21 protein-coding genes are annotated in these 23,044 nt (G+C 28.8%); 1 reads left to right on the top strand and 20 read right to left on the bottom strand.

Going from position 1 to position 23,044, the window contains the following annotated elements:
- Positions 1-474: 474 nt before the first annotated feature.
- From LXD69_RS05875 to LXD69_RS05840, 8 genes are all read right to left on the bottom strand, one after another.
- Entirely contained in the window at positions 475-1,707 is a 1,233-nt protein-coding gene (locus tag LXD69_RS05875) for a murein hydrolase activator EnvC family protein (protein WP_045970019.1), read from the bottom strand.
- Positions 1,708-1,753: 46 nt separating this feature from the next.
- Entirely contained in the window at positions 1,754-2,518 is a 765-nt protein-coding gene (locus tag LXD69_RS05870; RefSeq protein WP_246918203.1) for a DUF4292 domain-containing protein, read from the bottom strand.
- Positions 2,518-3,870: a tetratricopeptide repeat protein gene (locus tag LXD69_RS05865; protein ID WP_246918201.1), complete on the bottom strand. Its 1,353-nt coding sequence runs from the start codon at positions 3,868-3,870 to the stop codon at positions 2,518-2,520. The genes LXD69_RS05870 and LXD69_RS05865 overlap by 1 nt, the downstream gene beginning before the upstream one ends.
- 9 nt (positions 3,871-3,879) lie before the next feature.
- Positions 3,880-4,890 (bottom strand): sugar phosphate nucleotidyltransferase, encoded by a 1,011-nt coding sequence (locus LXD69_RS05860; protein ID WP_246918195.1) that lies wholly within the window; start codon positions 4,888-4,890, stop codon positions 3,880-3,882.
- A 64-nt stretch (positions 4,891-4,954) separates the two neighbouring features.
- A complete protein-coding gene (gene dut, locus LXD69_RS05855) occupies positions 4,955-5,389 on the bottom strand; it encodes a dUTP diphosphatase (protein WP_246918190.1) in 435 nt (144 codons plus the stop codon).
- A gap of 31 nt (positions 5,390-5,420) precedes the next feature.
- On the bottom strand, positions 5,421-6,899 hold the full coding sequence (locus tag LXD69_RS05850) for a lipopolysaccharide biosynthesis protein (RefSeq protein WP_246918188.1): 1,479 nt from the start codon (positions 6,897-6,899) through the stop codon (positions 5,421-5,423).
- A 31-nt stretch (positions 6,900-6,930) separates the two neighbouring features.
- Positions 6,931-7,407, bottom strand: a complete 477-nt coding sequence (locus LXD69_RS05845; RefSeq protein WP_246918186.1) for a hypothetical protein — start codon at positions 7,405-7,407, stop codon at positions 6,931-6,933.
- A gap of 2 nt (positions 7,408-7,409) precedes the next feature.
- The gene (locus tag LXD69_RS05840; protein ID WP_246918184.1) at positions 7,410-7,838 is read right to left on the bottom strand and encodes a GNAT family N-acetyltransferase; all 429 of its coding nucleotides are present in this window, start codon (positions 7,836-7,838) and stop codon (positions 7,410-7,412) included.
- Between the two features lie 240 nt (positions 7,839-8,078).
- On the opposite strand from LXD69_RS05840, the gene LXD69_RS05835 reads away from it, so the two are divergent.
- Entirely contained in the window at positions 8,079-8,756 is a 678-nt protein-coding gene (locus LXD69_RS05835) for a hypothetical protein (protein ID WP_246918183.1), read from the top strand.
- 70 nt (positions 8,757-8,826) lie between these two features.
- Here the strand turns inward: LXD69_RS05835 and LXD69_RS05830 are convergent, their stop codons facing one another.
- From LXD69_RS05830 to atpH, 12 genes are all read right to left on the bottom strand, one after another.
- Positions 8,827-11,175: a S9 family peptidase gene (locus LXD69_RS05830; protein WP_246918181.1), complete on the bottom strand. Its 2,349-nt coding sequence runs from the start codon at positions 11,173-11,175 to the stop codon at positions 8,827-8,829.
- An 81-nt stretch (positions 11,176-11,256) separates the two neighbouring features.
- The gene (locus LXD69_RS05825) at positions 11,257-12,330 is read right to left on the bottom strand and encodes a porin (protein ID WP_246918179.1); all 1,074 of its coding nucleotides are present in this window, start codon (positions 12,328-12,330) and stop codon (positions 11,257-11,259) included.
- Positions 12,323-13,738, bottom strand: coding sequence for an AAA family ATPase (locus LXD69_RS05820; RefSeq protein ID WP_246918177.1), 1,416 nt, complete (start codon positions 13,736-13,738; stop codon positions 12,323-12,325). The genes LXD69_RS05825 and LXD69_RS05820 overlap by 8 nt, the downstream gene beginning before the upstream one ends.
- A 5-nt stretch (positions 13,739-13,743) precedes the next feature.
- A complete protein-coding gene (locus LXD69_RS05815; RefSeq protein ID WP_246918175.1) occupies positions 13,744-14,475 on the bottom strand; it encodes a phytanoyl-CoA dioxygenase family protein in 732 nt (243 codons plus the stop codon).
- Between the two features lie 10 nt (positions 14,476-14,485).
- Entirely contained in the window at positions 14,486-15,316 is an 831-nt protein-coding gene (locus LXD69_RS05810) for an ATP-binding cassette domain-containing protein (protein ID WP_045970045.1), read from the bottom strand.
- Positions 15,317-15,320: 4 nt separating this feature from the next.
- Complete coding sequence (locus tag LXD69_RS05805) at positions 15,321-16,091, bottom strand: ABC transporter permease (protein WP_045970047.1); 771 nt, start codon at positions 16,089-16,091, stop codon at positions 15,321-15,323.
- Positions 16,092-16,139: 48 nt separating this feature from the next.
- On the bottom strand, positions 16,140-17,954 hold the full coding sequence (locus tag LXD69_RS05800; RefSeq protein WP_052705283.1) for an OmpA family protein: 1,815 nt from the start codon (positions 17,952-17,954) through the stop codon (positions 16,140-16,142).
- Positions 17,955-17,984: 30 nt separating this feature from the next.
- Positions 17,985-19,106: a coiled-coil domain-containing protein gene (locus LXD69_RS05795; protein WP_045970049.1), complete on the bottom strand. Its 1,122-nt coding sequence runs from the start codon at positions 19,104-19,106 to the stop codon at positions 17,985-17,987.
- A 5-nt stretch (positions 19,107-19,111) separates the two neighbouring features.
- A complete protein-coding gene (locus LXD69_RS05790) occupies positions 19,112-19,795 on the bottom strand; it encodes an OmpH family outer membrane protein (RefSeq protein WP_045970051.1) in 684 nt (227 codons plus the stop codon).
- Positions 19,796-19,946: 151 nt separating this feature from the next.
- Positions 19,947-20,804, bottom strand: a complete 858-nt coding sequence (atpG, locus tag LXD69_RS05785; RefSeq protein ID WP_246918172.1) for an ATP synthase F1 subunit gamma — start codon at positions 20,802-20,804, stop codon at positions 19,947-19,949.
- A gap of 88 nt (positions 20,805-20,892) precedes the next feature.
- Complete coding sequence (atpA, locus tag LXD69_RS05780; RefSeq protein WP_045970055.1) at positions 20,893-22,467, bottom strand: F0F1 ATP synthase subunit alpha; 1,575 nt, start codon at positions 22,465-22,467, stop codon at positions 20,893-20,895.
- A 43-nt stretch (positions 22,468-22,510) separates the two neighbouring features.
- Positions 22,511-23,044 (bottom strand): ATP synthase F1 subunit delta, encoded by a 534-nt coding sequence (gene atpH, locus LXD69_RS05775; protein ID WP_246918171.1) that lies wholly within the window; start codon positions 23,042-23,044, stop codon positions 22,511-22,513.

Raw genomic sequence — 23,044 nt, 5'->3', positions numbered from 1 at the left:
AAAAAAAGACCGAAATGAGAGGTTCGGTCTTTAATTTTTACCCTTTCCTTTTACGGAAATTTACTACTATTAACTAATATCAAATATACGCAAGAATTTTCTTAAAATAAACACAACAAATCTGTATTTTTTGTTAAATTTTTTAATGCGGATTTTTGTATAATAAAAAAAGGCCGAAGAGAACGCTTCGGCCTTTTAAATTTTTCCTTGAGTAGAAAAAATTACTGCTATTAACCGAGTCAAAGATAAGACGGAATACTGTTAAGTTGGATACAACAAATTTGCCGAATTTGTTAAAGTTTGTTTTTGCTCTTTTTTATATACAAAAAAAGGCCGAAAATGAGGTATTCGACCTTTTATTTTTCACCCTTTCCTTTTATGGAAAAAAATTTACTGCTATTAACTATCTCAAAGATATATAAATTCTTTGTTAAACCAGATATATGTTTATTACCTTTCTTGTTAAAGTTTATATTACATATTAGATAACCATTGCTCTGGGTTTAATGTATTCGCATTTTGTGAAACCATAAACTTTAAAATAGCTTTTCCTGAAGGATCCGTTTGTATTCTTCCTAAATTTTGTTTTCTAGTAACTTTATCTCCTTCTTTTACATTTACGCTTTCTAAATTTTGATAAATTGTAATGAAGTCTCCATGTTGTATTAAAACTACTTTTTTATTACTTCCTTTAATCAATTGAATTTGCAGTACTTCTCCATCAAAAATTGCTCTTGCTACTGAACCTGGTTCTGTTGCAATTTCCACTCCACTATTATGAACTGTAAGATTACTATGAACAGGATGTGGCTGATCTCCATATTTTAAATAAACATATCCTTTTTCTACTGGCCAAGGCAGTTTACCTTTATTTGCTTTAAAATTATCTGACACCAATTTCCCTTCTGGTGTTAAATCAAATTTTGAAGAAGAACCTGAAGATTTAACTCCTGTTTTGGTTGCATTTTTCTTGTTTGCAGCCGCAATAGCTTCTGCTATTAATTTTTTTATTTGTTTATCTATTTCTTTACGCTCTTTTTCTTTTTTATCTATTTCTGCTGCGTATTTCTTTTTATTTTTCTGGAATTCTTTTGCTAATTTCTCTTGTTCTGCTTTTTGCTTTTCTAATTCTATTTTTTCAGCTTGATTATCTGCTAAAGCTTTTGCTTTATTTTTTTTACTTGCTTCTTGCTTTGCTTTTGCCTCTGTTAATTTATCTTGTTTTTCAACGATTTCTTCTCCTTGCATTTTCCTAAAACTAGCATATTGTTTCATATACTGAATACGTTTATAAGCTTGAAGGAAATTTTGAGAAGATAAAACAAACATTACTCTACTTTGATCATTTCTGCTTTTATATGACTTTACAATCATTTTTGCATAATCTTCTTTTAATACTTTCAGTTCTCTATTTAGCTTGTTAATTTCAAGTTGTTTTAGATAGATGTCGTCATCAAGTAGTCGCATTTGTTTAGCTGTGGTAGAAATTAGTTTCTCACTTAAACGAATTCTTGCTTTTTGTTCTGCTATTTGACTTAAAACCGATTTTTCTTTCTTTTTTTCTCCTTGAAGTAAGGCTTTAAAAGCTGCAATCTCTTTAGTAATTTGCTCTTTTCTTGCTTCCAATTTTTGCTGTTCGGAAGAGGTTTGAGCAAACATAAAGTTTGTCATTAATAATGAGAAAAGAAGAATAAGTATGCGATTCATTTGTTATTTTTTTACAAAGATAATTTTGTTTTTGTTATTATCATATTTATTCTACATTGATAGGAGAATAACCATTAGGTATTGAAAATGAAAAATTTAAATCTTCATTAAACGTGATGTTTTTATAAAACAAGTCTATACTCACTTGATTTTCTTGAGTTGCTTTTATGTTAATTTCATCTGGCATAAATACATCTTCTTGTTTTAAGTGAGATGGATAAACAATTTCTAAACTTCTATTTTCTGAAACCTGATTAATTTGTTCTTTTTTCAAAAGAAAATTTGCTGCTTCAAAAGAAAATTCTTTTTCAGTGTTGCCTTTTATTTTTTCAGAAAGTTTATAAAGTCCATCTTCAATTTTTACTACGTAATTTTGTTTTGTTAAATCATCAACTGCATTTCCAAGAAATAAGTTTTGAACTTTAAAAAAGTCTAAATCTGTTCCTAACCAGTTACTCAAAAAACGAAAATCTCCTTCGAAATATGTTCCGTTTATTTTTTCATAATAGCTTACTTTATCTGGAGTAATTAATGCTTTTGCTACAGGAAACCCAAGTAGTTTTACATTTATCCAAATAATTTCATCTTTCTTTATTCTTATATCTGCATTTACTGATTGCGATTGTTTATCGTCTTTATACTTTGCATTAGCTCTTATACTAATTGTTTTAAAATCTTTTTGATTTTCGTAATGACCTTGTATTACTTTTATAGCGGCCAATTCTTTACTTGCAACTGCTTCGTTAACAGATTTTTTTGTTTTACATGAAAACACCAACCCGATTAATAAAAAGCACAAAAATTTCTTCATTATTTTCTTTTTTTAGCTAACTCTTCTGATTTTGAAAAATATAATTCTTGCTTCTTTTTATCTCCTAGACTTCTATATACTTCTCCTAGTAAAATATAAAAATGAAATTCTAAATCAACATCTTCTACAATAAATTCTAGACCTGTTTCAAGATACTCTTTAGCTTTTTTATTATTTGATAATTTATTATTTGATAAACCTGCATAATAATAAAGATTTGCCTGTGTAGGAAACAAATCAATATAATCTTCTGTTAATTTAGCCAAGCTCTCAAAGTTTTGAACTGTAACATAGCCCTCCATTAATAATGAAACCGTTTCAAAATCTTCAGGTTCTTTTTTTAATCCTTTTTCTAAATAGTAAACTGTTTTATTATGTTGTTTTCTATTATAAAAAAACTTTCCAACTTCTTTTGCTGTATTTATCTTGGAATCATCTGCTAAGTATTCAATTGCTTTGTCTAACTCTTTATCAAATGTGTTTGTGTTTGCCACAAAAATTAAAAACTCATTCAACATTCGCTGTTTTATTTTTATGTCAATTTTATTATTTTTTAAAACTTTAAACATTGCATTTGAAGCTTCTTCTCCTTTATTATCTACTAAATAAAACTTAAATAAACTTACATTCGCCCAGTCTGAATTAGGAATCTCTTTTGCTAACTTTTTTGCTACATCAAACGCTTTTTCTTCTTCATTACTGTTAGAATATAGTACTATTAAATCAATATAATTTTGCTCAATTTTAGGATTTGCATCTATCGCTTTTTCAAGTTCTCTTTTTTCTGGCTTTGCATAAGCATTTGATTCTTGAATTTTAAGTTTATAAAACTCCATCATATTACTTAAAACCATTGTGCTTTCCATTTCTTTAAGTAAAGAAAGAGCTTTATCTCTTTGATTTGTGTACATGTACAAAGACACTAAATCTTCTTTCATATTACTATCAAATTCTATTAATTTTTGTACAACAGTAATTGATTTTTGATATTCTTTTGTTTGATAATAAACATCGTAAAGACCGTTCCAATACCAACGTTCTTTAGGATTTAAATCAATTGCTTTTTTAAAGGCTTCTTCTGCTTGTGGGTATTGTTTTAAATCTAATAAGTTTTTACCTAATTCATGATAAAAAACAGGATTTTCACTTGATTTTAAAATGCATTTTTCAATAGCAATAATTGCTTTATCATAATTTTCAATAGCTCGTTGTTTTAACGATTCGTAAAAATTATTTTCGAGTTCGTCATCAACAACTGCAATATCATCTGGATTTTCTTGAGCAAATAAAATTTGTTGACTACTAAAAGTAATCAACAAGATAAAACAAAGCCATTTTCTAAATTTACTCATCCTCTTTTTTTATTCTAAAACGGAATAATCTCCTATACTTATATTTGTAAAATTCCCATCAAAACTAGCATGGTTACCAATCATTGCATTGTCTAATGTAGCGTTTTTAATTGTAGTATGAGTTTGCACTAAACTATTTTTAATTGTTGCATTTTCTACTTTAGATCCTTTACCTAAAGAAACATTTGGACCAACCGTAGCATTAATCAAAATAACTCCTTCACCAATATAACAAGGAGGAATTATTGTTGCATTATCTAATTTAACATCATCAGATACTAAATTTTCTCCATCTTGATGTAAAAAATTCAACATTCTTGAGTTTGTATCTACTGTAACGTCTTTGTTTCCACAATCCATCCATTCATCGACTTTACCTGGTACAAATTTCATGCCTTTTTCCATCATTTGTTTAATTCCATCATTAATTTGGTACTCACCTCCATGAATAATGTTGTTGTCTAAAACTAATTGTAATTCATTTCTTAAAACGGCAATGTCTTTAAAATAGTATATTCCAATAACCGCTAAATCTGAAACAAACTCTTTGGGTTTTTCTACTAATTCAACAATTTCATTTGCTTCATTTAGATTAATAACTCCAAATGCTTCTGGCTTTTCAACTTGTTTCACCCAAATCACACTATCTGCTGTTGTATCTAAATCAAAATCAGCACGAATTAACGTATCTGCATAGGCTATAACTGCTGGTCCGTTTAAAGAATCTTTTGCACACATAATAGCATGACCTGTTCCTAATGCTTCATTTTGATAATAAATAGTTCCTTTCGCTCCTAATTTTTGAGCTATCTCTAGAAGTTCTTCTTCAACTTGCTTGCCAAAACTTTCATGAATAATAAAAGCTACTTCTTCAATATCTTGATTTAAAACGCCTGCAATATCTTCTACTAATCTATGAACGATTGGTTTTCCTGCAACAGGAATTAATGGTTTAGGAATTGTTAATGTATGTGGACGAAGACGTGAACCACGACCTGCCATTGGAACTATTATTTTCATATATTTTATATTAAGATTTGGGTATTAAGCATTGAGACTGAAACTGTCAACTATTTACTGATTACTATTTTACTCCTGTGCTTCCGAAGCCACCTTCTCCACGAGATGTTTCTGATAATTCTTCTACTTGAAGCCATTCAGCACGTTCATGCTTTGCAATTACTATTTGAGCTATTCTTTCACCATTTTCTATAGTAAAATTTTCATTAGATAAATTTACTAAAATAACTCCTATTTCTCCTCTATAATCGGCATCAACTGTCCCTGGTGAATTTAACACAGTTATTCCTTTTTTTGCAGCCAAACCACTTCTAGGACGAACCTGAGCTTCATAGCCAATAGGCAACTCAATAAAAAGACCTGTTTTTACAATAGTTCTTTCTAATGGCTTTAATACAATTGATTCTGCAATATTAGCTCTTATGTCCATTCCTGCTGAAGCAATGGTTTCATAACTAGGTAAACTATGATTTGATTTATTAATTATTTTAATTTGCATTTTATTTTTTTTAAATGTGGTTAAAACAGTTTTACTTTCTTTTTATAATCTTTAAAATGGTTTCTTTTTCATTTCTATAAATAAAGTATCCGAAAAACAATATGGCTAAAATACCAAAAATATATGTTTCTCTAAATATTGGAACATAAAATGAAATTCCTGAAAGTAAAATTGAAATTCCTAAATAACTCATTATCTTTTTCATATCATAAGGAATTGGATAATATTTATTTCCTAAATAATAAGAAATTAACATCATCGTTCCATAAGCTGAAATTGTAGCAATAGCACTTCCCATGTAACTCCACATCGGAATTAATAAAAGATTTAAAACTAATGTTATTATAGCTCCTATAATAGAAATATACATTCCTATTCTTGTTTTGTCTGTTAATTTATACCATACAGAAAGATTATTGTATATTCCTAAAAAGAAATTTGCTAAAATAATTAATGGTACAACTTTCATGGCTTCCCAAAATGAAGAATCTCTAATGATGATTATTTTTAAAACATCGGCAAAGACAATTACTACTAATAAAATTATAGATCCAAAAATGACAAAAAACTTTGTAATTTCTGCATACGTTTTACTTGCGTTTTCATTTGATGCGTGACTAAAAAAGAAAGGTTCAATTCCTAACCTAAAAGCTGTTGCAAATAGTGTCATAAACAAAGCCAATTTATAACATGCCGAATATGCGCCTATTTGTGCTTTAACTTCATTATCAGGTAGATTTAAAAAATTATCTAATAAAATTCTATCAAAAGTTTCATTAATTGCAAATGCTATTCCAGCTATCATAACTGGTAAACTATATTGCATCATTTTTTTCCAAAGTTCTTTATCGAAAGACCAATTCATTTTAAAATAATTTGGAGATAAAACAGCTAGTGTTAAAAAACTTGCTATAATATTAGCTACAAAAATATATCCTATTTGAAAGTCTTTAAAAAAGATAGTACTAATAAAACTATCTGGAAATTGAACTGCTAGTTTAGGCAACCACAATAAAAAGAATAGATTTAAAAATAGATTAACTGCTACGCTTCCTATTTTTATAATAGCATAATAAATAGGTCTTTTTTCTGCTCTAATTTTTGAAAATGGAATAATAACTAATGCGTCAAAAACTAATATCCATATTGTGTAGATAATATATTCTACATCTATTTTTGTAATTGCTGCAAAATAGTTTCTAAATAAAAGTGCTATTCCCAAAAAGGTAATTGAAGACCAAAAAAGAGAAATTGTCGAAGTGCTTACTACTTTTTCAGTATCATTAGATTTTGAAAAGAATCTAAAAAAAGAAGTTTCCATTCCATACGAAAGAACTACATTAAAAAAAACCAACCATGAAAATATAATAGATACTTCTCCATATTCTTCCACATTCAGAACTTTTGGATCTGTATATAACGGAACTAATATGAAGCTAAACATCCTTGGCAAAACTGTTGCCAAACCATAAATAGCAGTTTGTTTAAATAAACTTTTGTATAAATTCAATGGAAATACTTTCTAATTTAGACAAAAGTAATTAATTCTTTGATTTATTCATGGAAGGATACGCAATCATTGGTTTTTCTTTAACATTTTCTATTATTTTATAGAATTGTTTTGTGCCGATTGTAAAAAATAGTTTTACTTGTCCTTCTTTAAGTCTTATTTCTTTCTCCTGAGGAGCTTCATTCCCATATTCATTTATGGGGTTTTCATCAAGGGTTAATTGATTTAGTTTTGTTTTAAGACTTGCAACATAATGTAAATCATCTGTTTTTTGAATAGTTGTTGTTTCAACATCTTTTATTTGCAACTTATCTAAAGTTATCTCTTCGTTTAGTGCTTCTTCTAAAGTTAAATGAACATTTATTCCACTTCCTCCTCCTTGAATACCTGCAACCCATTTTTGATAGTATATTTCTTGAATTTTTATACTATCGTTATCTTGTGTTGTTTCTTTTCCTGAAGAACAAGATAAAAAACTAATTAAAAACAAATTGATTAAAATTCTCATTTTTATTTTTTTAAATGTTTTACAAAATGAAATCCTTGTGGAACAAATCCATGATTGAAAAAGAATTTTTGCGCTCTATAGTTTGATGTATAAGCGTCTAAAACAAGTACATTACAATCATTTTCTGCTGCTTTTTGATTTAAATATTTTACAATTAACTCTCCTATTCCTTTTGAACGGTGACTTGAATGTACAATTACGTTATCTAATTCTAAATATTTTCCTGACCACAATTTAGTAGCTATCCAAAATCCTGCCAAACCAATACAAATATCCTTTTCAATAACCGCTACTTGTTTATATTGTAAAGGTAACATTTCATCTAATAATGATTCATATTTCTGAAGTGTGTAATCTGGATACATTTGCTGAATTACATGAAATTGTTCTAGCATTTGTTTTTTTGTAATTAATTCAACTATTTGAAGCATTATTATCTTTTTTTAAATATAAAAATACTAATAATTAGTCTTTAAAATCAAAATAAAAAACAATTACATTTCTTTCAATTTGTAATAAAAGGGGCTTTTAACCTTAAAAAAAGGGTTATTTTCCTTGCTCTTATTATTGTTTAAGATATTAGTTTTACAAAAAACAAATTACAAAGGCCTTTGTTGAATTTATTGATTACGCAGCGTAATTAATAATATAACCTTATAAAACGAATTAAAATGGAAGTTACAATTAAAAAAAACCACTTTACATATAATGGTACAAAATATTTCAGAAAAGCTGCAGAGTCTCTAAATTTAGGCAGCTATGGAAATAAAGATAAAAATGTTTTTGTGTCGAATGGATTAATTCATGATGATACTGTTAAAGGTAGTTTTCCTGTAAAAGCAGTAACAGAGATTAAATTGCAAAATGCAAAAACTTCAAAAAACTCTTTTGATGTAGGCGGTACTTTTGTAACGGCAAAAGTAAATGGAAAAGGTGGCGCAAAAGTAGGATGGACAAAAGATCAACTAAGAGATCTTTCTTTAATAAAAATTGATATTACAAGCGAAAGTGAATTACGAAAATTAGCTAATAATGATCGTAATTGTTTTAACAAACTAAAAAGTGTTAAAAACGGAAGAATTACAGATCAAGTTTTTGTTATTGTAGAATCTAAATTAATACAAAACGCTTCATTTAATGCTAGCGGAAGTGCAGATGTGTCTATATTAAATAATAAATTCTCTATAAATATTTCAGGAAGCACATCAAATACAAATACTTTAAAATTAGATGTAAGTGCTGGTTCTATATTTGCTTATGCACTTAGAAAACCAAAATTTGATACTCGCATAAAAAAGAAAGCCAATAAAATAGAAAATCTAGATCGCGATGAATGGGGTTTAAGTTAAAGATAGTTAAGTTAGGTTAATAAAAAAGGCTCTATATCCTCTTTGGAATAAAGCCTTTTTGTTTTATATATTATCTTTTATCTAACAAGTTTTTATTAAATAATTCTAATATTCTACGATATTCATCTATCCAAGAATACGTTTCTTTAAAGCCATGCTCTTCTACTGGAAAAACAGCCAAATCCCAATCTTTTTTCCCTAATTCTATAAAACGTTGTGACAATCGTACTACATCTTGAAATTGCACATTATCATCTACCATTCCATGCAGCATTATTAATCTATCATTAAGATTTTCTGCAAAATAAATAGGTGAACTTCTTCTATAAGCAATAGAGTCTGTTTCAGGAAAATTTAAAATATTAGATGTGTAGCCATGGTTATAATGTGCCCAATCTGTAACTGATCTTAATGCTGCTCCTGCTTTGAATTCGTTTGGTTTTGTTAATAAAGCCATTAATGTTATAAATCCACCATAAGACCCACCATAAATTCCAACCCTATCAGCTTCTATTCCTAAATTGTCAACCAAATATTTTTTCCCATCTAATTGATCTAACAAATCTAATCCTCCCATATGTCTATAGATTCCTGTACGAACATCTCTGCCATATCCATCACTTCCTCTATAATCAATATCTAAAATGGTATATCCTAAATCTGATAATAGATTGTGGAACATAAATTCACGATGGTAAGAACTCCAATAATTATGTGCATTTTGTAAATATCCAGCTCCATGAACAAAAATAATGGCTGCTTTATTCTTTTTTTCTACTTTTGGTTGGTATAATCTTGCGTAAACATTTGTCCCATCTTCTGCTTTGAAGGTAACAACTTCTGGATTTTTCCAATTATATGCTTTAAATTCTGGAGTAGTTGAAAATGTAATTTGTTTTAAAGTTGCATTCGGTTTATTATCTGCTACGTATAATTCCCATGGTTTATTTTTATAAGAATAACGAACGGCTATTTTTTTCTCATCTGGAGAAAGAACTACTTCATGAGCTCCATCAGCATTTAAAATTGCTGTCATTTTTTTAGAAGTAATATCTAGTTTATGATATTCTCTATTTCCAGGATGATTTGTATTTGTAGAAAGATAAAATGATTTTCCGTCAAGTGAAAGTGATACATCTCTTACTTCCCAATTTCCAGAAGTCAATTGTGTTTTCTTCTTTGTATTTAAATTAAGTGTGTATAAATGTGAATATCCTGTTGTTTCTGACTGAAAATAAATTGTTTCATTATCTTTTAAAAAGCCTAAAGTTCCACCTCCAAAAGAATAGTTTGGAATTCCTGGTCCACCAATCCAAGCTTCATCATGCTGATGATCTAATTCTGTTAGTATTCCTGTTTCTAAATCTAATGATACAATCCAACGGTCTTTATTGTCTAAACTTCTCAATTCAAAAACTGTTTTATCACCGTTTTTATTATGAATAGGATTAATCATTACAATTGGTTTTTCCTCTTTTTCCTTTTCTTTTAAATTATCATATTCTTGATAATATGCTGGAAATTCTTTAATTCCTGATAAGTTTGAAAATGAAACGTAATAAACAGAATCTTTTTCTATATTATAAACTCCCATTTTATGTTTGCTCAAATTATCAATTGATACTTTTGAACGTGCCGATTCATTTTTTGTATATCCATCGGCTGTAATAAAATGTTCTATTTTTGTTTGTTTTTGAGAACTGTAATTTGACAATCTAAAAGTAACAAATTTACCATTTGGTGATGGTTTTAACTGTTCTAATGATTCACTTCCATAGAAAATAACTTGTGGAAAATCGTTCTTTGTGTTATTGTATTTTTTTTCGTACCAATCGTCTTTTACTTTATTATCTCTTACAAACTGAAACAATTCTACTTGTTGTTTTTCAAGATAATTTTCTGTTTTATCACTTTTTACAGATTCATTTCCTGTTTTAAAGTTTGTTAATTGAGTAATTGAAAACTCTTTCACGTTTAACTGATAAACATTTCGGTTTTGTTGATAGAAAATAACATCTGGATTTGAACTTCTTTCAACCGCATAAATTTTATCCGTGGAAACATATAGTTTTTTGATTTTTTTTGATTTTTTATTGTATGAATATAGATTCCCTCTTTTAGCATAATATATAACATCATAATCACTTTGTAATGATGCATTAACTTCTGATTTATCAAACTCATTTTCAGGAAGTAACTGAGGTTGATCCATATTTTGATTCCAATAATAAGTACTATTTCCTACTTCATTATTAGGGTTCCAATCAAAATAAATTGAGTTTCCATCTATTGACCAACGATGATTGTCGGGCTGATTTCCAATAAACTCATCTCCTTTCATTATGTTTTCTAACTGAAGAGATTGTGCATTTAATAAGGAAGTCAATATTATAAAAAGAAATGGGACTGTTTTTTTCATTATGAACGGTTTGTTTCAACAAATATAAAAATAAAAAAGAGCCAAATTTCTTTGACTCTTATATAGGATAATAAATATTTGTTAAAACTCAAAAGCTAATGATGTTGAGATAAAAAAGTTTGAATTTGTTGTTCCTATTTCTTTATTAAAAATAGGTTCTTTTGAATCGAACCATTTTGCTTCTGTTCTTAATTTTAATTTGGAATTTGGAATAAAATCTACATTAACTGATGCTCCAAAAACTTCAAATGGTGCTCCTACTCCAATAATTACGTTTTCTTTGTCTTCATAATATTCTGCTCTTGCTGCTAAATTCCACTTATTTGAAACTGCATATTGAGTAATTAATGTAAGTGTTTTCCAGTCTTGAAATTCATCTCCTAAAACATTTTTTTGAAATCCCATATCAAACCCTGCAATAGTTCTCCATTTCTCTGTCCAAGTATAATCAACATATAAATTATTAAAATATCTCGTTCTTAATATATCTGTTCCTACTGGTTCATCTCCTATGAATGTACTCCAGTTTAATGTTGTTTTTTCATTTGGAGTATATACTATTTGTGTTCCAAAAGTAGGCAATGCTTTGTTATTTGGCTTTTCGATTCTTTGCCAGCCATTTGTAGTTACGAAAGCCAAACTCCAATTATCATTTGGCATATAATTGTATTTAACTCCTGTAAAGTAAAACGGCGAGTTTTCAGCCATTATTGATCTTGTTAATGTTAAATTTGAAAATGAAGATGATGTTTCAAAACCTATATATGACGGCATAATTCCTGCTTCAACTACATGTTTTTTATCTTTATCTAAATATACTCCTATATATGCTTCATGAAATAATTTTAAACTTTCCGCAGTATAATTATCATCAACATACGTACCTGCTTGAATTGCAATATTTGCATATACATTTTCATACGTAATGGTAGAACGTAGCATTCCTATATTAATACTAAACTCATTATGTCTACTATGATTATAAATCCAGCCTAAACGAGTAGGAGTTGTTGGTTTATTAAAATCATATCCGTAAAATGCCTCTAAATATCCTGAAAAATCGACTTTTACTTTACTTTCTTCTTTTGCTTCTTCTTGAGAAAAAACTGCTGTTGTTAATAATAATGCCGCTACTTTTAAAAAATTTCTATTCATTGTTTTTGTTCTTATAAAATACCTGATCTAAGGTTTCTTTTGGTTCAGGAATATCTTCTTCTGTTATTGTTTTTAATGCTTTTTTTGTTATTCTTTTAATTTTTACAATTCTATTGGCTTGTTTTTGGATACATTTTTCAAAAATATTTCTAATAACTCTGGCATTTCCAAAGCTTTCATCTCTTTCTTCATATAGCATTTCAAAAGTATCTTTGAGTTTTTCTTTCGCTTCTTCTGTTAGAATAAAATCAGCTTTTTTACAATTCAACTCAAAAATGGAGAATAATTCGGTAGGTTTAAAATGATCAAAATGGAAATAACGATTAAACCTAGATCTTAATCCTGGATTTGAATCTATGAAGATTTGCATTGGTTCATCATATCCTGCAACAACTACTGCTAAATCATCTCTGAAGTCTTCCATTCGTTTTAGCAATGTATTAACAGCTTCCGCTCCATAATCATTCCCTAAATTCTGACTTAAGGCATAGGCTTCATCAATAAATAAAACGCCTCCTTTAGCCTCAGTTACTATTGTATCTACTTTTGTTGCTGTTTGACCCACATAACCTGCAACCATTCCTTCTCTATCAGTTTCAATCATTTGCCCTTTGGTAAGAAATTCTAAATGTTTAAAAATTCTACCTAGTAATCTTGCCACTGTTGTTTTTCCTGTTCCTGGTGGTCCTAAAAAAACAGTGTGTAATGTTATTTCAATATTTTTTAAACCTTGAGTGGTTCTTTTCTTTTGAACTTTTAAAAGGTTGACTAATTCGGCTACATCTTTTTTTACATTTTCTAAGCCAATTAATTCGTGTAGTTCTTCTAAAACTTTCTCCAACGAATCGTTCTCTATTGTTTTAACATCACTTATTTTGAAATCGATTCCTAAAACATCGTTTATGTTGGTTTTACTTGATACTTCAAAACTACAAACCAATTTCAAAAATACATTGAATGTTTGATACGTTTCTTCAAATTTCGGATGTTTGTTTTGTTTTAAATAATTTAATAAATAGGTTTTACTTTTATCTAAATCAAATAAAATGTTTTCTTGAACAATTTTATTAAAATGATTTTTAAACGCATTGGTTGTTACCAATTTGTTTAACTTATCTATTTCGTTTTCATTTGCAAAATGTTGATTTCTAATTGCGTCATAATAATAAGCTAATCCAAATTGTGCTTTTTCGGATATGTTTTTCACTTTACTGAAAACAAAAATGAGATCGGAAATGAAAATTTGTTCTGCTTTTAACAGTAATTTATTCTCTGTATTTTGAGGTAAAAGCGCATTAATTTCTGTAATACATTTTGTGTCAGAATTTAAAGAATCACATAGTTTTAAAATAGTTGCTGTTACTATTTTAAGTTCTTGAATATATTCTTTTGTAAATGCTAATTCCATAAACTTTAATTAATGCTGTTTTTTTCAGACCAAGATAATTGTTCTGGCAATGTTATGTTTGAAAATTCAATATGAATAACTCTCCTTCTTTCATTATTTATTGTTTTATTTGATGCATGAAACAACAATGGTTTCATTATCATAATTCCTCCTTTTTTGACAGAACACACTCTTTCATTCATGTTTTGAAAATCTATTGAATCAGCTCTTACTACTCCATTTTTATGCGACTTTGGAATTACTTTTAAAGCTCCATTTTTTTCATTAGTATCATCTAAATGAATTCTTATAGTAGAAATATTCTCTAAAATTTCCTTTGGAGGTTGAACTGAAAACTGATTTTGCTTTATTGTCCAATTTGTGTATTCTTCTATATCTAACTTCTTATTGACTGATATAGTTAAATCTTGATGATACGATACAAACCAATTTGATTGTTCGGGTTTGTCAAAATAAATTGATTTTACAACAAAGCTATCATTCCCTAAAAGGGCTCTTAAAACTTCTTTTAATTTTTCATTAAACAAAAGGGTTTTTAGCTCAGGTATTTCTTTTAAGAACTGACGAATGGCAAAAAGGTCTTTAGATTTTCTAAATGTTATATTCGAAGAACTACTTTTACTCTGAATAGTTTCAGTTATAATATCTATTTCATGAGATGAAAAAACGGTTTCAATTACTGTATAACCATTATCTTCTAAATCTTTTTTGTAATTTACTTCTGAAACTTTATTCATAAAAAACAACTTATGAAAGCATCATTTGATTGATAATCTCTTTAGTCAGTTTTAAATGTTCTTCTCCATATTCTTGCCAAGCTATTCCCATTTCTCTTAAGTCGTATTTAGCAACAATAGAACCATAATTTTGCTTTTCTCCGTTTATTGTTGGATATCCAATAACATAGATAGTTTGCGCTAATTCTACGGCTAATTCTATATCATGAGTAGAAAAAATAACGGTGTTATATTCTGAGGTTGTATTTAATAAATCAAATGATTTTTTTACTTCTTGAATATTACCTACATCTAATCCTGAGAAAGGTTCGTCCATAACAATAAACTGATCCGAAGAGAACAATTGTTCAATGATAGCGGTGCGTTGTCTTTGTCCTCCAGAAAGTTCATTAGGATATTTGTCTCCACAAGTATCTAATCCCCATTTATGAAGATATTCTTTTATTTTTTCTTCCTTTTCACTTTCATTTAAATCTGTCTTTCTTAAAGCAAATTTCAATGTTTGTAATACTGTTTTATGTCTAAACAACGTATATTTTTGATCTACGAAACCAATGTCTCCTTCTTTGATTTCTTTTGCAGCCGCAGCTTCGGTACTGTTAAAATCTTTAATTAATATCTTTCCAGATTTTGGATGAACTAATCCTGTTAATGCTTTAAAGAAAGTAGATTTTCCTCTTCCGGATCGTCCTACAATGGCTATTACTTGAGAAGTACAATCGTGATCTAATCTTACAACATCTTTTTCAATTAAATTTATATCTTTAATAATAATAGTGTCATCATAAGCAACACTAAGATTTTCCACATATAAAAGTGTTTCTTTAAATTCGAAATTCATAATTTTATATTTTAGAGTATCTAAATATTGCTCTTCTTAAATAGTTAATAAACCAATCTAATAATAAGCCTATCGTTAAAATAATTATTTGTAATGCTATAATTCGTCCATGATTCATAAACTTATCAGAATTCTTAATTAAAAATCCTAATCCTCCTGATGCTACAACAATAGATTCAATTGTAACAAGCATCATCCATGTTATGGCTAAATTTTGGCGAATTACATCGATAACATAATCTAATCTTCCTAAAACAATTACTTGCCATAAAACTTCAAAACGATTACATTTTAAGGTTTTCGCATGGTCAAATTCTTCTTGTGGAATATCTTTTACTACAGAAATTAATGATGTAGTTAAAAAGGTAGTCAGAAATATCACCATAATCCAAATTTGCATATTTCTTGCATCGTGAACTACTAATGTAATATAGAATGATAATCCTGTAAATGGCAGAAAACGAAATTTAGTAACAAATTCGGCTACTGGTTTTAACAATGGAATAGGCCAACTATAAGCAAATAATAATGAGATTACTGTTGCTAAAAATATAGATAGAAAGCACAATTTTAACGAATTAAAAATATGCACTACTAAGCCTTCATTATACAACTCTGAAAAACCTTTAAATACTTGTTGCGGATTTGGAAACAGGTGTTTTTCACCAGAAGTTCCTATAACCCAAAACAGTATTAAAATTACAATCCATCCTAGCAGAATTATTGTCCTTTTAGATTTAGATATCTTTTCAAATGGTGTTAAAAATTTTATCATGGGCATAATTAAAGAGCTACCAAAATTTGATAGCTCTTCTGTTTTTTATTATTTCAATAGAGTAATTACTACTCTTCTGTTTTTTGATTTTCCTTCTGCTGTTGAATTATCAGCCGTTGGTTCATTTGCTCCTTTACCATCAATCATTTGGAAACGACTTAAAGGAATTCCTTTTTTTCTTAAATAATCTACTACAGATTCTGCTCTGTTTTTAGATAAAACTACATTTGAAGCTGGATTTCCTACATTATCTGTATGGCCTACAATTGTTAGTTTTGTGTTTTCAGCTTGAATTAAAAGATTATAAATTTTTTCTAATTCACTAGAAGAACTATTTGAAATTTGAGCACTTCCTGTATTAAAATTAATTCTCCATTCACCAGACGCCATAACTTCTGTTGCTTGAGCTGTATAATCTGCTTTATCAGCGGCAGTAGATTCAATATCGTTTATATTTTTTAGATAAAATAAATTTACTGCATCTTCATAAGCTGAAACTTTACCTACGTTTTCATTAAAACCAAACGGATTTAACTCTGTTAAATAAGTTGATACCTGATTATAAACTGATTTATATCTATTTACACCATCAGATAATCCAAAATATTGCATAGCATCTGCATAATTAAATACTTTTGAACCTCCCATATTATAGGTTAATCCATTTTTAGTCCCTTGTTGCCCTTTGAACATATCGTACCAATACTTTGGAGATTCCATTTGATATGTATCTGTTATTGCTTCTGATGCTCTTACTCTCCAATCATCATAATTTTTCATTTGATTAGAAGCTGTTAAAGCTGATTTTAGAATATTAGAAACAACATCTGGATTTTGAGCAGCCCATTCTTTTACACCAATTAATACTGTTGGCATTTGATTGTTAAATTCTTTAGTAGAAACAATATCTACAAAACCTGAAAGTTTATCAAAAACCATTTTATCACCAGGTGTCCAAGTTGCACAACCGTCAATTTTTCTATTAACTGATTTCCCTGTTAATTTTCCATTAGAAACTTCTTTTAAAGAAACTGTCCATCCTGTTGTTTGTGACTTAATTAATTCTTCTGCTGATTTAATATAATCGTCATTTTCAGAAGGATAAATATTCACTGCATCAGCATCATAAGTAGACGGATCTGGATTTACTTTTAAACCATTTGCAAAACAATAATTTACAGTTGTTACCCAATCGCCATCTCCTAATACTGCTGAAATAACTGATCCTTTCATAGATTGAGGGTCAGATTTCCAACTTGGTGGCCCAATTAATTTGTCTTCACCATAACTCATTCCTACTGCTCCTAAAACTTGTAAGTGGTATTTATCATTTCCGTATTTTTCGTTTAATGATTTTTGTACTGAACTAATATAAAACGGTGCTCCATCTCCCATAATCATCACAGCAAATGCACTTTTATCTGATGTTGGAAATTTTGCGCCTTTATCAAATTCTTCAATAAATTTCATTTGCATATTTCTCAATTCAGATAACCAATCTTGACGAATAATTTCAAGATTGACTCCGTTTTTTTCCATTAATGACCCTTTTGTTGTTTTTGGACCACCATTAGAAACTATAATTCCAGATTGAGCATTCCAAGCATAACCTGCAATTCTTACTAAAGGTTTATTAGAAACTTCTGTAGAGATTGTTTTTGAAGGTAATTCTATTTTATCAGCATTTATTACATTATCTACAACAACATTGTTTAATTCTATACCATTTAGCTGCTTAGAAACCTGAGTTCTAAGACCTGGTGATAAATAATAGATTGCACTTAAAATTCCTCCAATACCTATAATTACTACAAGTAACTCTGATAAAGTAGTTAATTTTTTTGTTCTAAGAATTTTTCCCATTTTTTATATAAATAATTTAGTTTTTAATAATTAAAATATGTCTCCAAATCCACCTGCATTTTGTTTGTCTTCTTTAGACATTTTATAGTTTTGACTTGAATATTTTGTTGAATCAGGAATTGTATTTTCTCCTGTTTTAATTTTATCTGCTAATGAATCTAATCTAGAATATAGTTCATCATTATCTACTGAATATTGAGATGTTAATGTGTCTATATCTAATAAATTTTCAGATGTTCTTGCTATATCTTGAGCAATAGTTGATGTTACTACTTCTAATGCATATTCTAATTCCCAATCTTTTGTGAACATCATTGCGTTTTTAGCGCTTTCTGTTGCTGCTTTCGCATTTTTAGCAAACTCGTATTCTTTTCGAAGCATTGTAATGGTAGCATCAAAATCGGCAATTTTAATATCAATTGCAGTTCCTGCTAATGTTAACTTACGATCCATTTTTCCCAAAACATTTGCTCTAACTCCATATTTTTGAACAAAACTTTTACTTTGTTCATACTGATTAGAAATTCTTTGAGAGTTGCTTAGTTTTTTAGCCAGTTCACTTTGTAAGACAACATATTCATCTGTGTCTTTAGCTGTAATTCCATTTGCTTTTACCATTTCGTCCATTGCAGATTTTAATCTTTCTGATTGGCGTTGTAAGCTTAATAATTCTTCTTGGTAATCTTTAGCTTCTTTCTCTGATTTTGAAGCTTCCATTTCCATTTCATTTTTAAGACCTTTTAATTTGGCTTTAGTATTTTTAAAAACTTCGCGGTTTTTAACCATTTTTTGCTTTTGCTCTTCTAATTCATTAAATGGATTACTCTGAATAAGTGCTTTATGTATATTTTTTGTTGCAAAACGAAGTCCTTTCATTATCACTGGAAACATCATTACTAGAAAGATAAGAAATATTGCTGTTGCAGAAAGAGCAATAACTTGTCCTAACATTGTAAACAGAGGAGGAATTATATAAGTCCATGTTAAATATCCTCCGATACCCAATAGCCCTAAAGCAATAACCCAAAATAAATATTTTTCGCCTTTTTTAAGTGATTGTGTATTTAATGCTATTTCTCCTTTTGATTCGTCAAAATGTTTTAAAATAGGTAACTCTAATAAAGTACTTTTCTCTTGTTCGAATTTATTCATGTTTATTATAAATATTGATTGATGCCGCTTATTACTAAATTAATTGAGTCTAATATTTTTTGTTTTGCGAAATTATTAGCTTCAATTTTTAGTTGAATTTCTCTTAATTCACTTTCATTTTTACTATCAATATTAGCTAATAATGTTTTCTTTTCTTGCAATTCTTGTTGCATTTGTAAAATCTTATTTTCTAAATCTGTAATAGTATTTGTTAATGTTTCTTTTTCTTTTAAAACTAGATTATTTAAATCTTTCTTTTTTATATTTCCTGTAGAATCATATTTTGCAAATACTTTATTAATCTCATCGATATAAAATTTTGATTTTTCTAGCAAATATTCTTTAGATAAATCTGGTTTAATTGATTTACCCATTGTAAATGCCATTTGATAACTCTGTGGGTTTGTAATTCCAACAATTGCCACCGATTTATACATTTCAAAAAAGTCAAAATCGTTTAAATTTAATGATTCAAATCCTTTTTCATAAACTTCTAAAATTTCATTTACAAATGGATTTGCAAAATTTTCATTTGTTGTATTTATTATTTTCTCTTCTGGAAATTTATTAGTTTGAACTGTTGAAGGAGATGCTTTCTCAATTGGTTTTGATTTTGATTCTTCCTTGCTTGAAGAATTATCTGAATCATTAATGAATAGACTTTTCCAATTAAAACTTTCTTTTGACATTACTTATTGGTTATATTGTTCCTAGTTATACGTGAAATTTTTGTTAAAGTTACATTTTTAAAAATAATATTTTAAAATATGCAATCCAAATATAAGAAAAAGGCTATTTGGAAATCCAAATAGCCTTTTAAAATATTATTTAAAAAAGAAATTAATTATTCAATGCTTCTGCACCACCAACAATCTCTAATATTTCACCAGTAATTGCTGCTTGACGAGCTTTGTTATATGTTAATTTTAATTGATTTCTTAATTCTGTTGCATTGTCTGTTGCTTTATGCATAGCTGTCATACGTGCACCATGTTCTGATGCAAAAGAATCACGAATTGATTTGTATAATTGTGTTTTTAAAGATTTCGGGATCAATGTTAAAACAATTTCTTCTTTAGATGGTTCGAAAATATAATCCGATGCAATTGCTTCTCCTCCTGTAATTGGTTCTAATGGTAAAAAATGTTCCGTTTTAACAATTTGAGTAGCTGCATTTTTAAAGTGATTGTAGACAATTTCTATTTTATCATACTCTCCATCAATAAATTTTTGCATTAACACTTCGGCAATTTCTGAAACATTATCAAAAGTTAGATTATCAAAAATAGCACTTTGATTGTCAATAACTGTACTTACTTTACGCAAGACATCGTTTCCTTTTTTTCCGATAGCAAAAACATCAACTGTTTTACCTGAGTAAAATTCAGTTCTATTTTTAACACTTTTAATAACATTTGAATTAAAAGCACCACATAAACCTCTATTTGAAGTTATAGCAACAATCAAAACTTTATTAACTTCTCTTTGCTCAGCAAAAGCTCCTCCTGTGTTTCCATCAAGAGTTGCACTTAAATTTTGCAATAATTCTGTCAATTTCTCTGCATAAGGACGCATAGCTGTAATTGCATCTTGAGCCTTTTTCAATTTTGCAGCAGAAACCATTTTCATTGCCGATGTTATTTGCATCGTTGATGAAATTGAACCAATTCTATTTCTAATTTCCTTTAAGTTTGCCATTCCTTACAAATTGTATATTGTAAAAATTGTATTTATATACTGACATAGTGTTTCTTTCTATACAGTATATAAATACAATATACTTTTATTAATATTTTGATGAAATTTCTTTAGCCACTTTAGCTAACACGTCTGTGATATTATCATCAAACTTTCCAGCTTTTAAAGCATCTAATGTATCTCTATGTTTTGCGTTTAAAAATGCTAAATAATCTTTTTCAAATTCTTTAACTTTTTCAACAGGCACATCTCTTAACAAGTTTTTAGATCCTGCATAGATAATTGCAACTTGATCTTCAACTGTAGATGGGTCATTAACCGCTTGTTTTAAGATTTCAACATTACGTTTTCCTTTTTCAATTACACTCATTGTTACAGCATCTAAATCAGAACCAAATTTAGCAAATGCTTCTAATTCACGATATTGAGCTTGATCTAATTTTAAAGTACCTGCAACTTTTTTCATTGATTTAATCTGTGCATTTCCTCCAACACGAGATACAGAAATACCTACGTTAATTGCTGGACGCACACCTGAGTTAAATAAATCTCCATCTAAGAAAATCTGACCATCAGTAATCGAAATTACGTTTGTTGGGATATATGCAGAAACGTCACCAGCTTGTGTTTCAATAATAGGTAAAGCTGTTAAAGAACCTCCACCTTTTACGATTGGTTTTAACGAATCTGGTAAATCGTTCATATTTCTAGCAATATCATCATTAGCAATAACTTTTGCTGCTCTTTCTAATAATCTTGAGTGAAGATAGAAAACGTCTCCAGGATATGCTTCACGACCTGGTGGTCTTCTCAATAATAAAGATACTTCACGGTACGCAACTGCTTGTTTAGATAAATCATCATAGATAATTAAAGCAGGACGACCTGTATCACGGAAATATTCACCTATTGATGCACCAGCAAATGGAGCATAAACTTGCATTGCAGCAGGATCTGAAGCATTAGCAGCAACAATAACTGTATAAGCCATTGCTCCTTTTTCTTCCAATGTTTTAGCAATAGCAGCAACAGTAGATGCTTTTTGTCCTACAGCAACATATATACAGAATACTGGTTTCCCAGCATCGTAAAATTCTTTTTGATTTAAGATTGTATCAATACAAACTGATGTTTTACCAGTTTGACGGTCACCAATTACTAATTCACGTTGTCCTCTACCAACTGGAATCATAGCATCGATAGCTTTAATACCTGTTTGTAATGGTTCAGTTACTGGTTGACGATAGATAACTCCAGGAGCTTTTCTTTCCAATGGCATTTCATACAATTCTCCACCTATAGGACCTTTACCATCGATAGGGTTTCCTAAAGTATCAACAACACGTCCAACAATTTGCTCACCAACTTTTAATGACGCAATACGTTGTGTTCTTTTTACTGTTGAACCTTCTCTAATTCCCGTAGAAGGACCTAATAATACTACTCCAACATTGTCTTCTTCTAAATTTAAAACGATTGCTTCTAATCCATTTTCAAATTGAACCAATTCTCCGTATTGAGCATTAGATAATCCGTAAACGCGAGCAATTCCATCTCCAACTTGAAGGACAGTTCCCACTTCTTCTAATGTAGCACCAGATTGAAAATCTGATAATTGTTTTTTTAATATTGCTGATATTTCAGCAGGTTTAATTTCAGCCATCTTAATTTATAATTTTAACACTAACTAAGTGCGATCTATATTATTAATTACTAAACTCTCTTTTTAATTGTTGCAATCTGTTCACTACAGACGCATTATATTGTTTGTCACCCATTCTAAGTATAAATCCACCTATAATTGATGGGTCTATTACATTATTTATGGTAATTTGTTTTGTTGAAAACTCTTTTATTTTCGCCAATACTTTGCTCTCTAAATCTGATGTTAAAGGTAGAGCAGTTGTAACTACTACTGTTTCTAAACCATTTGATTCATCAAACAATGCATTATATTGTGATGCAATAGCTGGTAATATTTCAAATCTTTTATTTTCTAAAAGTAATTGAAAAAGTCCTTTAGTTTCATTTTGAGCTGAAGCAAAAATTTCAGATAATACAGCAAATTTAGAAGGCCCTTTTACAACTGGGTTATATAAAAACTCTTTTAATTCTGCATTTTCTTTTACAATTGTAATTACTGAATTCATATCAGCATTTACATTTGTTTCATTATTATTTGCTTTAGCTATATCCAGAATAGCCTTTGCATATCGTATAGCTGCTCTAGTTCCTGCCAT

The sequence above is a fragment of the Flavobacterium sediminilitoris genome (assembly GCF_023008245.1).
GTDB lineage: Bacteria > Bacteroidota > Bacteroidia > Flavobacteriales > Flavobacteriaceae > Flavobacterium > Flavobacterium sediminilitoris.
The sequence above is the reverse complement of the archived record's forward strand: the minus strand, read 5'-3'. Positions and strand labels throughout refer to the sequence as shown.

Bases quoted from the DNA above. Each gene is read 5' to 3' on its own strand.
- LXD69_RS05875 (WP_045970019.1), bottom strand. From the start codon at position 1,707: ATGAATCGCATACTTATTCTTCTTTTCTCATTATTAATGACAAACTTT.
- LXD69_RS05870 (WP_246918203.1), bottom strand. From the start codon at position 2,518: ATGAAGAAATTTTTGTGCTTTTTATTAATCGGGTTGGTGTTTTCATGT.
- LXD69_RS05865 (WP_246918201.1), bottom strand. From the start codon at position 3,870: ATGAGTAAATTTAGAAAATGGCTTTGTTTTATCTTGTTGATTACTTTT.
- LXD69_RS05860 (WP_246918195.1), bottom strand. From the start codon at position 4,890: ATGAAAATAATAGTTCCAATGGCAGGTCGTGGTTCACGTCTTCGTCCA.
- dut (WP_246918190.1), bottom strand. From the start codon at position 5,389: ATGCAAATTAAAATAATTAATAAATCAAATCATAGTTTACCTAGTTAT.
- LXD69_RS05845 (WP_246918186.1), bottom strand. From the start codon at position 7,407: ATGAGAATTTTAATCAATTTGTTTTTAATTAGTTTTTTATCTTGTTCT.
- LXD69_RS05840 (WP_246918184.1), bottom strand. From the start codon at position 7,838: ATGCTTCAAATAGTTGAATTAATTACAAAAAAACAAATGCTAGAACAA.
- LXD69_RS05835 (WP_246918183.1), top strand. From the start codon at position 8,079: ATGGAAGTTACAATTAAAAAAAACCACTTTACATATAATGGTACAAAA.
- LXD69_RS05830 (WP_246918181.1), bottom strand. From the start codon at position 11,175: ATGAAAAAAACAGTCCCATTTCTTTTTATAATATTGACTTCCTTATTA.
- LXD69_RS05825 (WP_246918179.1), bottom strand. From the start codon at position 12,330: ATGAATAGAAATTTTTTAAAAGTAGCGGCATTATTATTAACAACAGCA.
- LXD69_RS05820 (WP_246918177.1), bottom strand. From the start codon at position 13,738: ATGGAATTAGCATTTACAAAAGAATATATTCAAGAACTTAAAATAGTA.
- LXD69_RS05815 (WP_246918175.1), bottom strand. From the start codon at position 14,475: ATGAATAAAGTTTCAGAAGTAAATTACAAAAAAGATTTAGAAGATAAT.
- LXD69_RS05810 (WP_045970045.1), bottom strand. From the start codon at position 15,316: ATGAATTTCGAATTTAAAGAAACACTTTTATATGTGGAAAATCTTAGT.
- LXD69_RS05805 (WP_045970047.1), bottom strand. From the start codon at position 16,091: ATGATAAAATTTTTAACACCATTTGAAAAGATATCTAAATCTAAAAGG.
- LXD69_RS05800 (WP_052705283.1), bottom strand. From the start codon at position 17,954: ATGGGAAAAATTCTTAGAACAAAAAAATTAACTACTTTATCAGAGTTA.
- LXD69_RS05795 (WP_045970049.1), bottom strand. From the start codon at position 19,106: ATGAATAAATTCGAACAAGAGAAAAGTACTTTATTAGAGTTACCTATT.
- LXD69_RS05790 (WP_045970051.1), bottom strand. From the start codon at position 19,795: ATGTCAAAAGAAAGTTTTAATTGGAAAAGTCTATTCATTAATGATTCA.
- atpG (WP_246918172.1), bottom strand. From the start codon at position 20,804: ATGGCAAACTTAAAGGAAATTAGAAATAGAATTGGTTCAATTTCATCA.
- atpA (WP_045970055.1), bottom strand. From the start codon at position 22,467: ATGGCTGAAATTAAACCTGCTGAAATATCAGCAATATTAAAAAAACAA.
- atpH (WP_246918171.1), bottom strand. From the start codon at position 23,044: ATGGCAGGAACTAGAGCAGCTATACGATATGCAAAGGCTATTCTGGAT.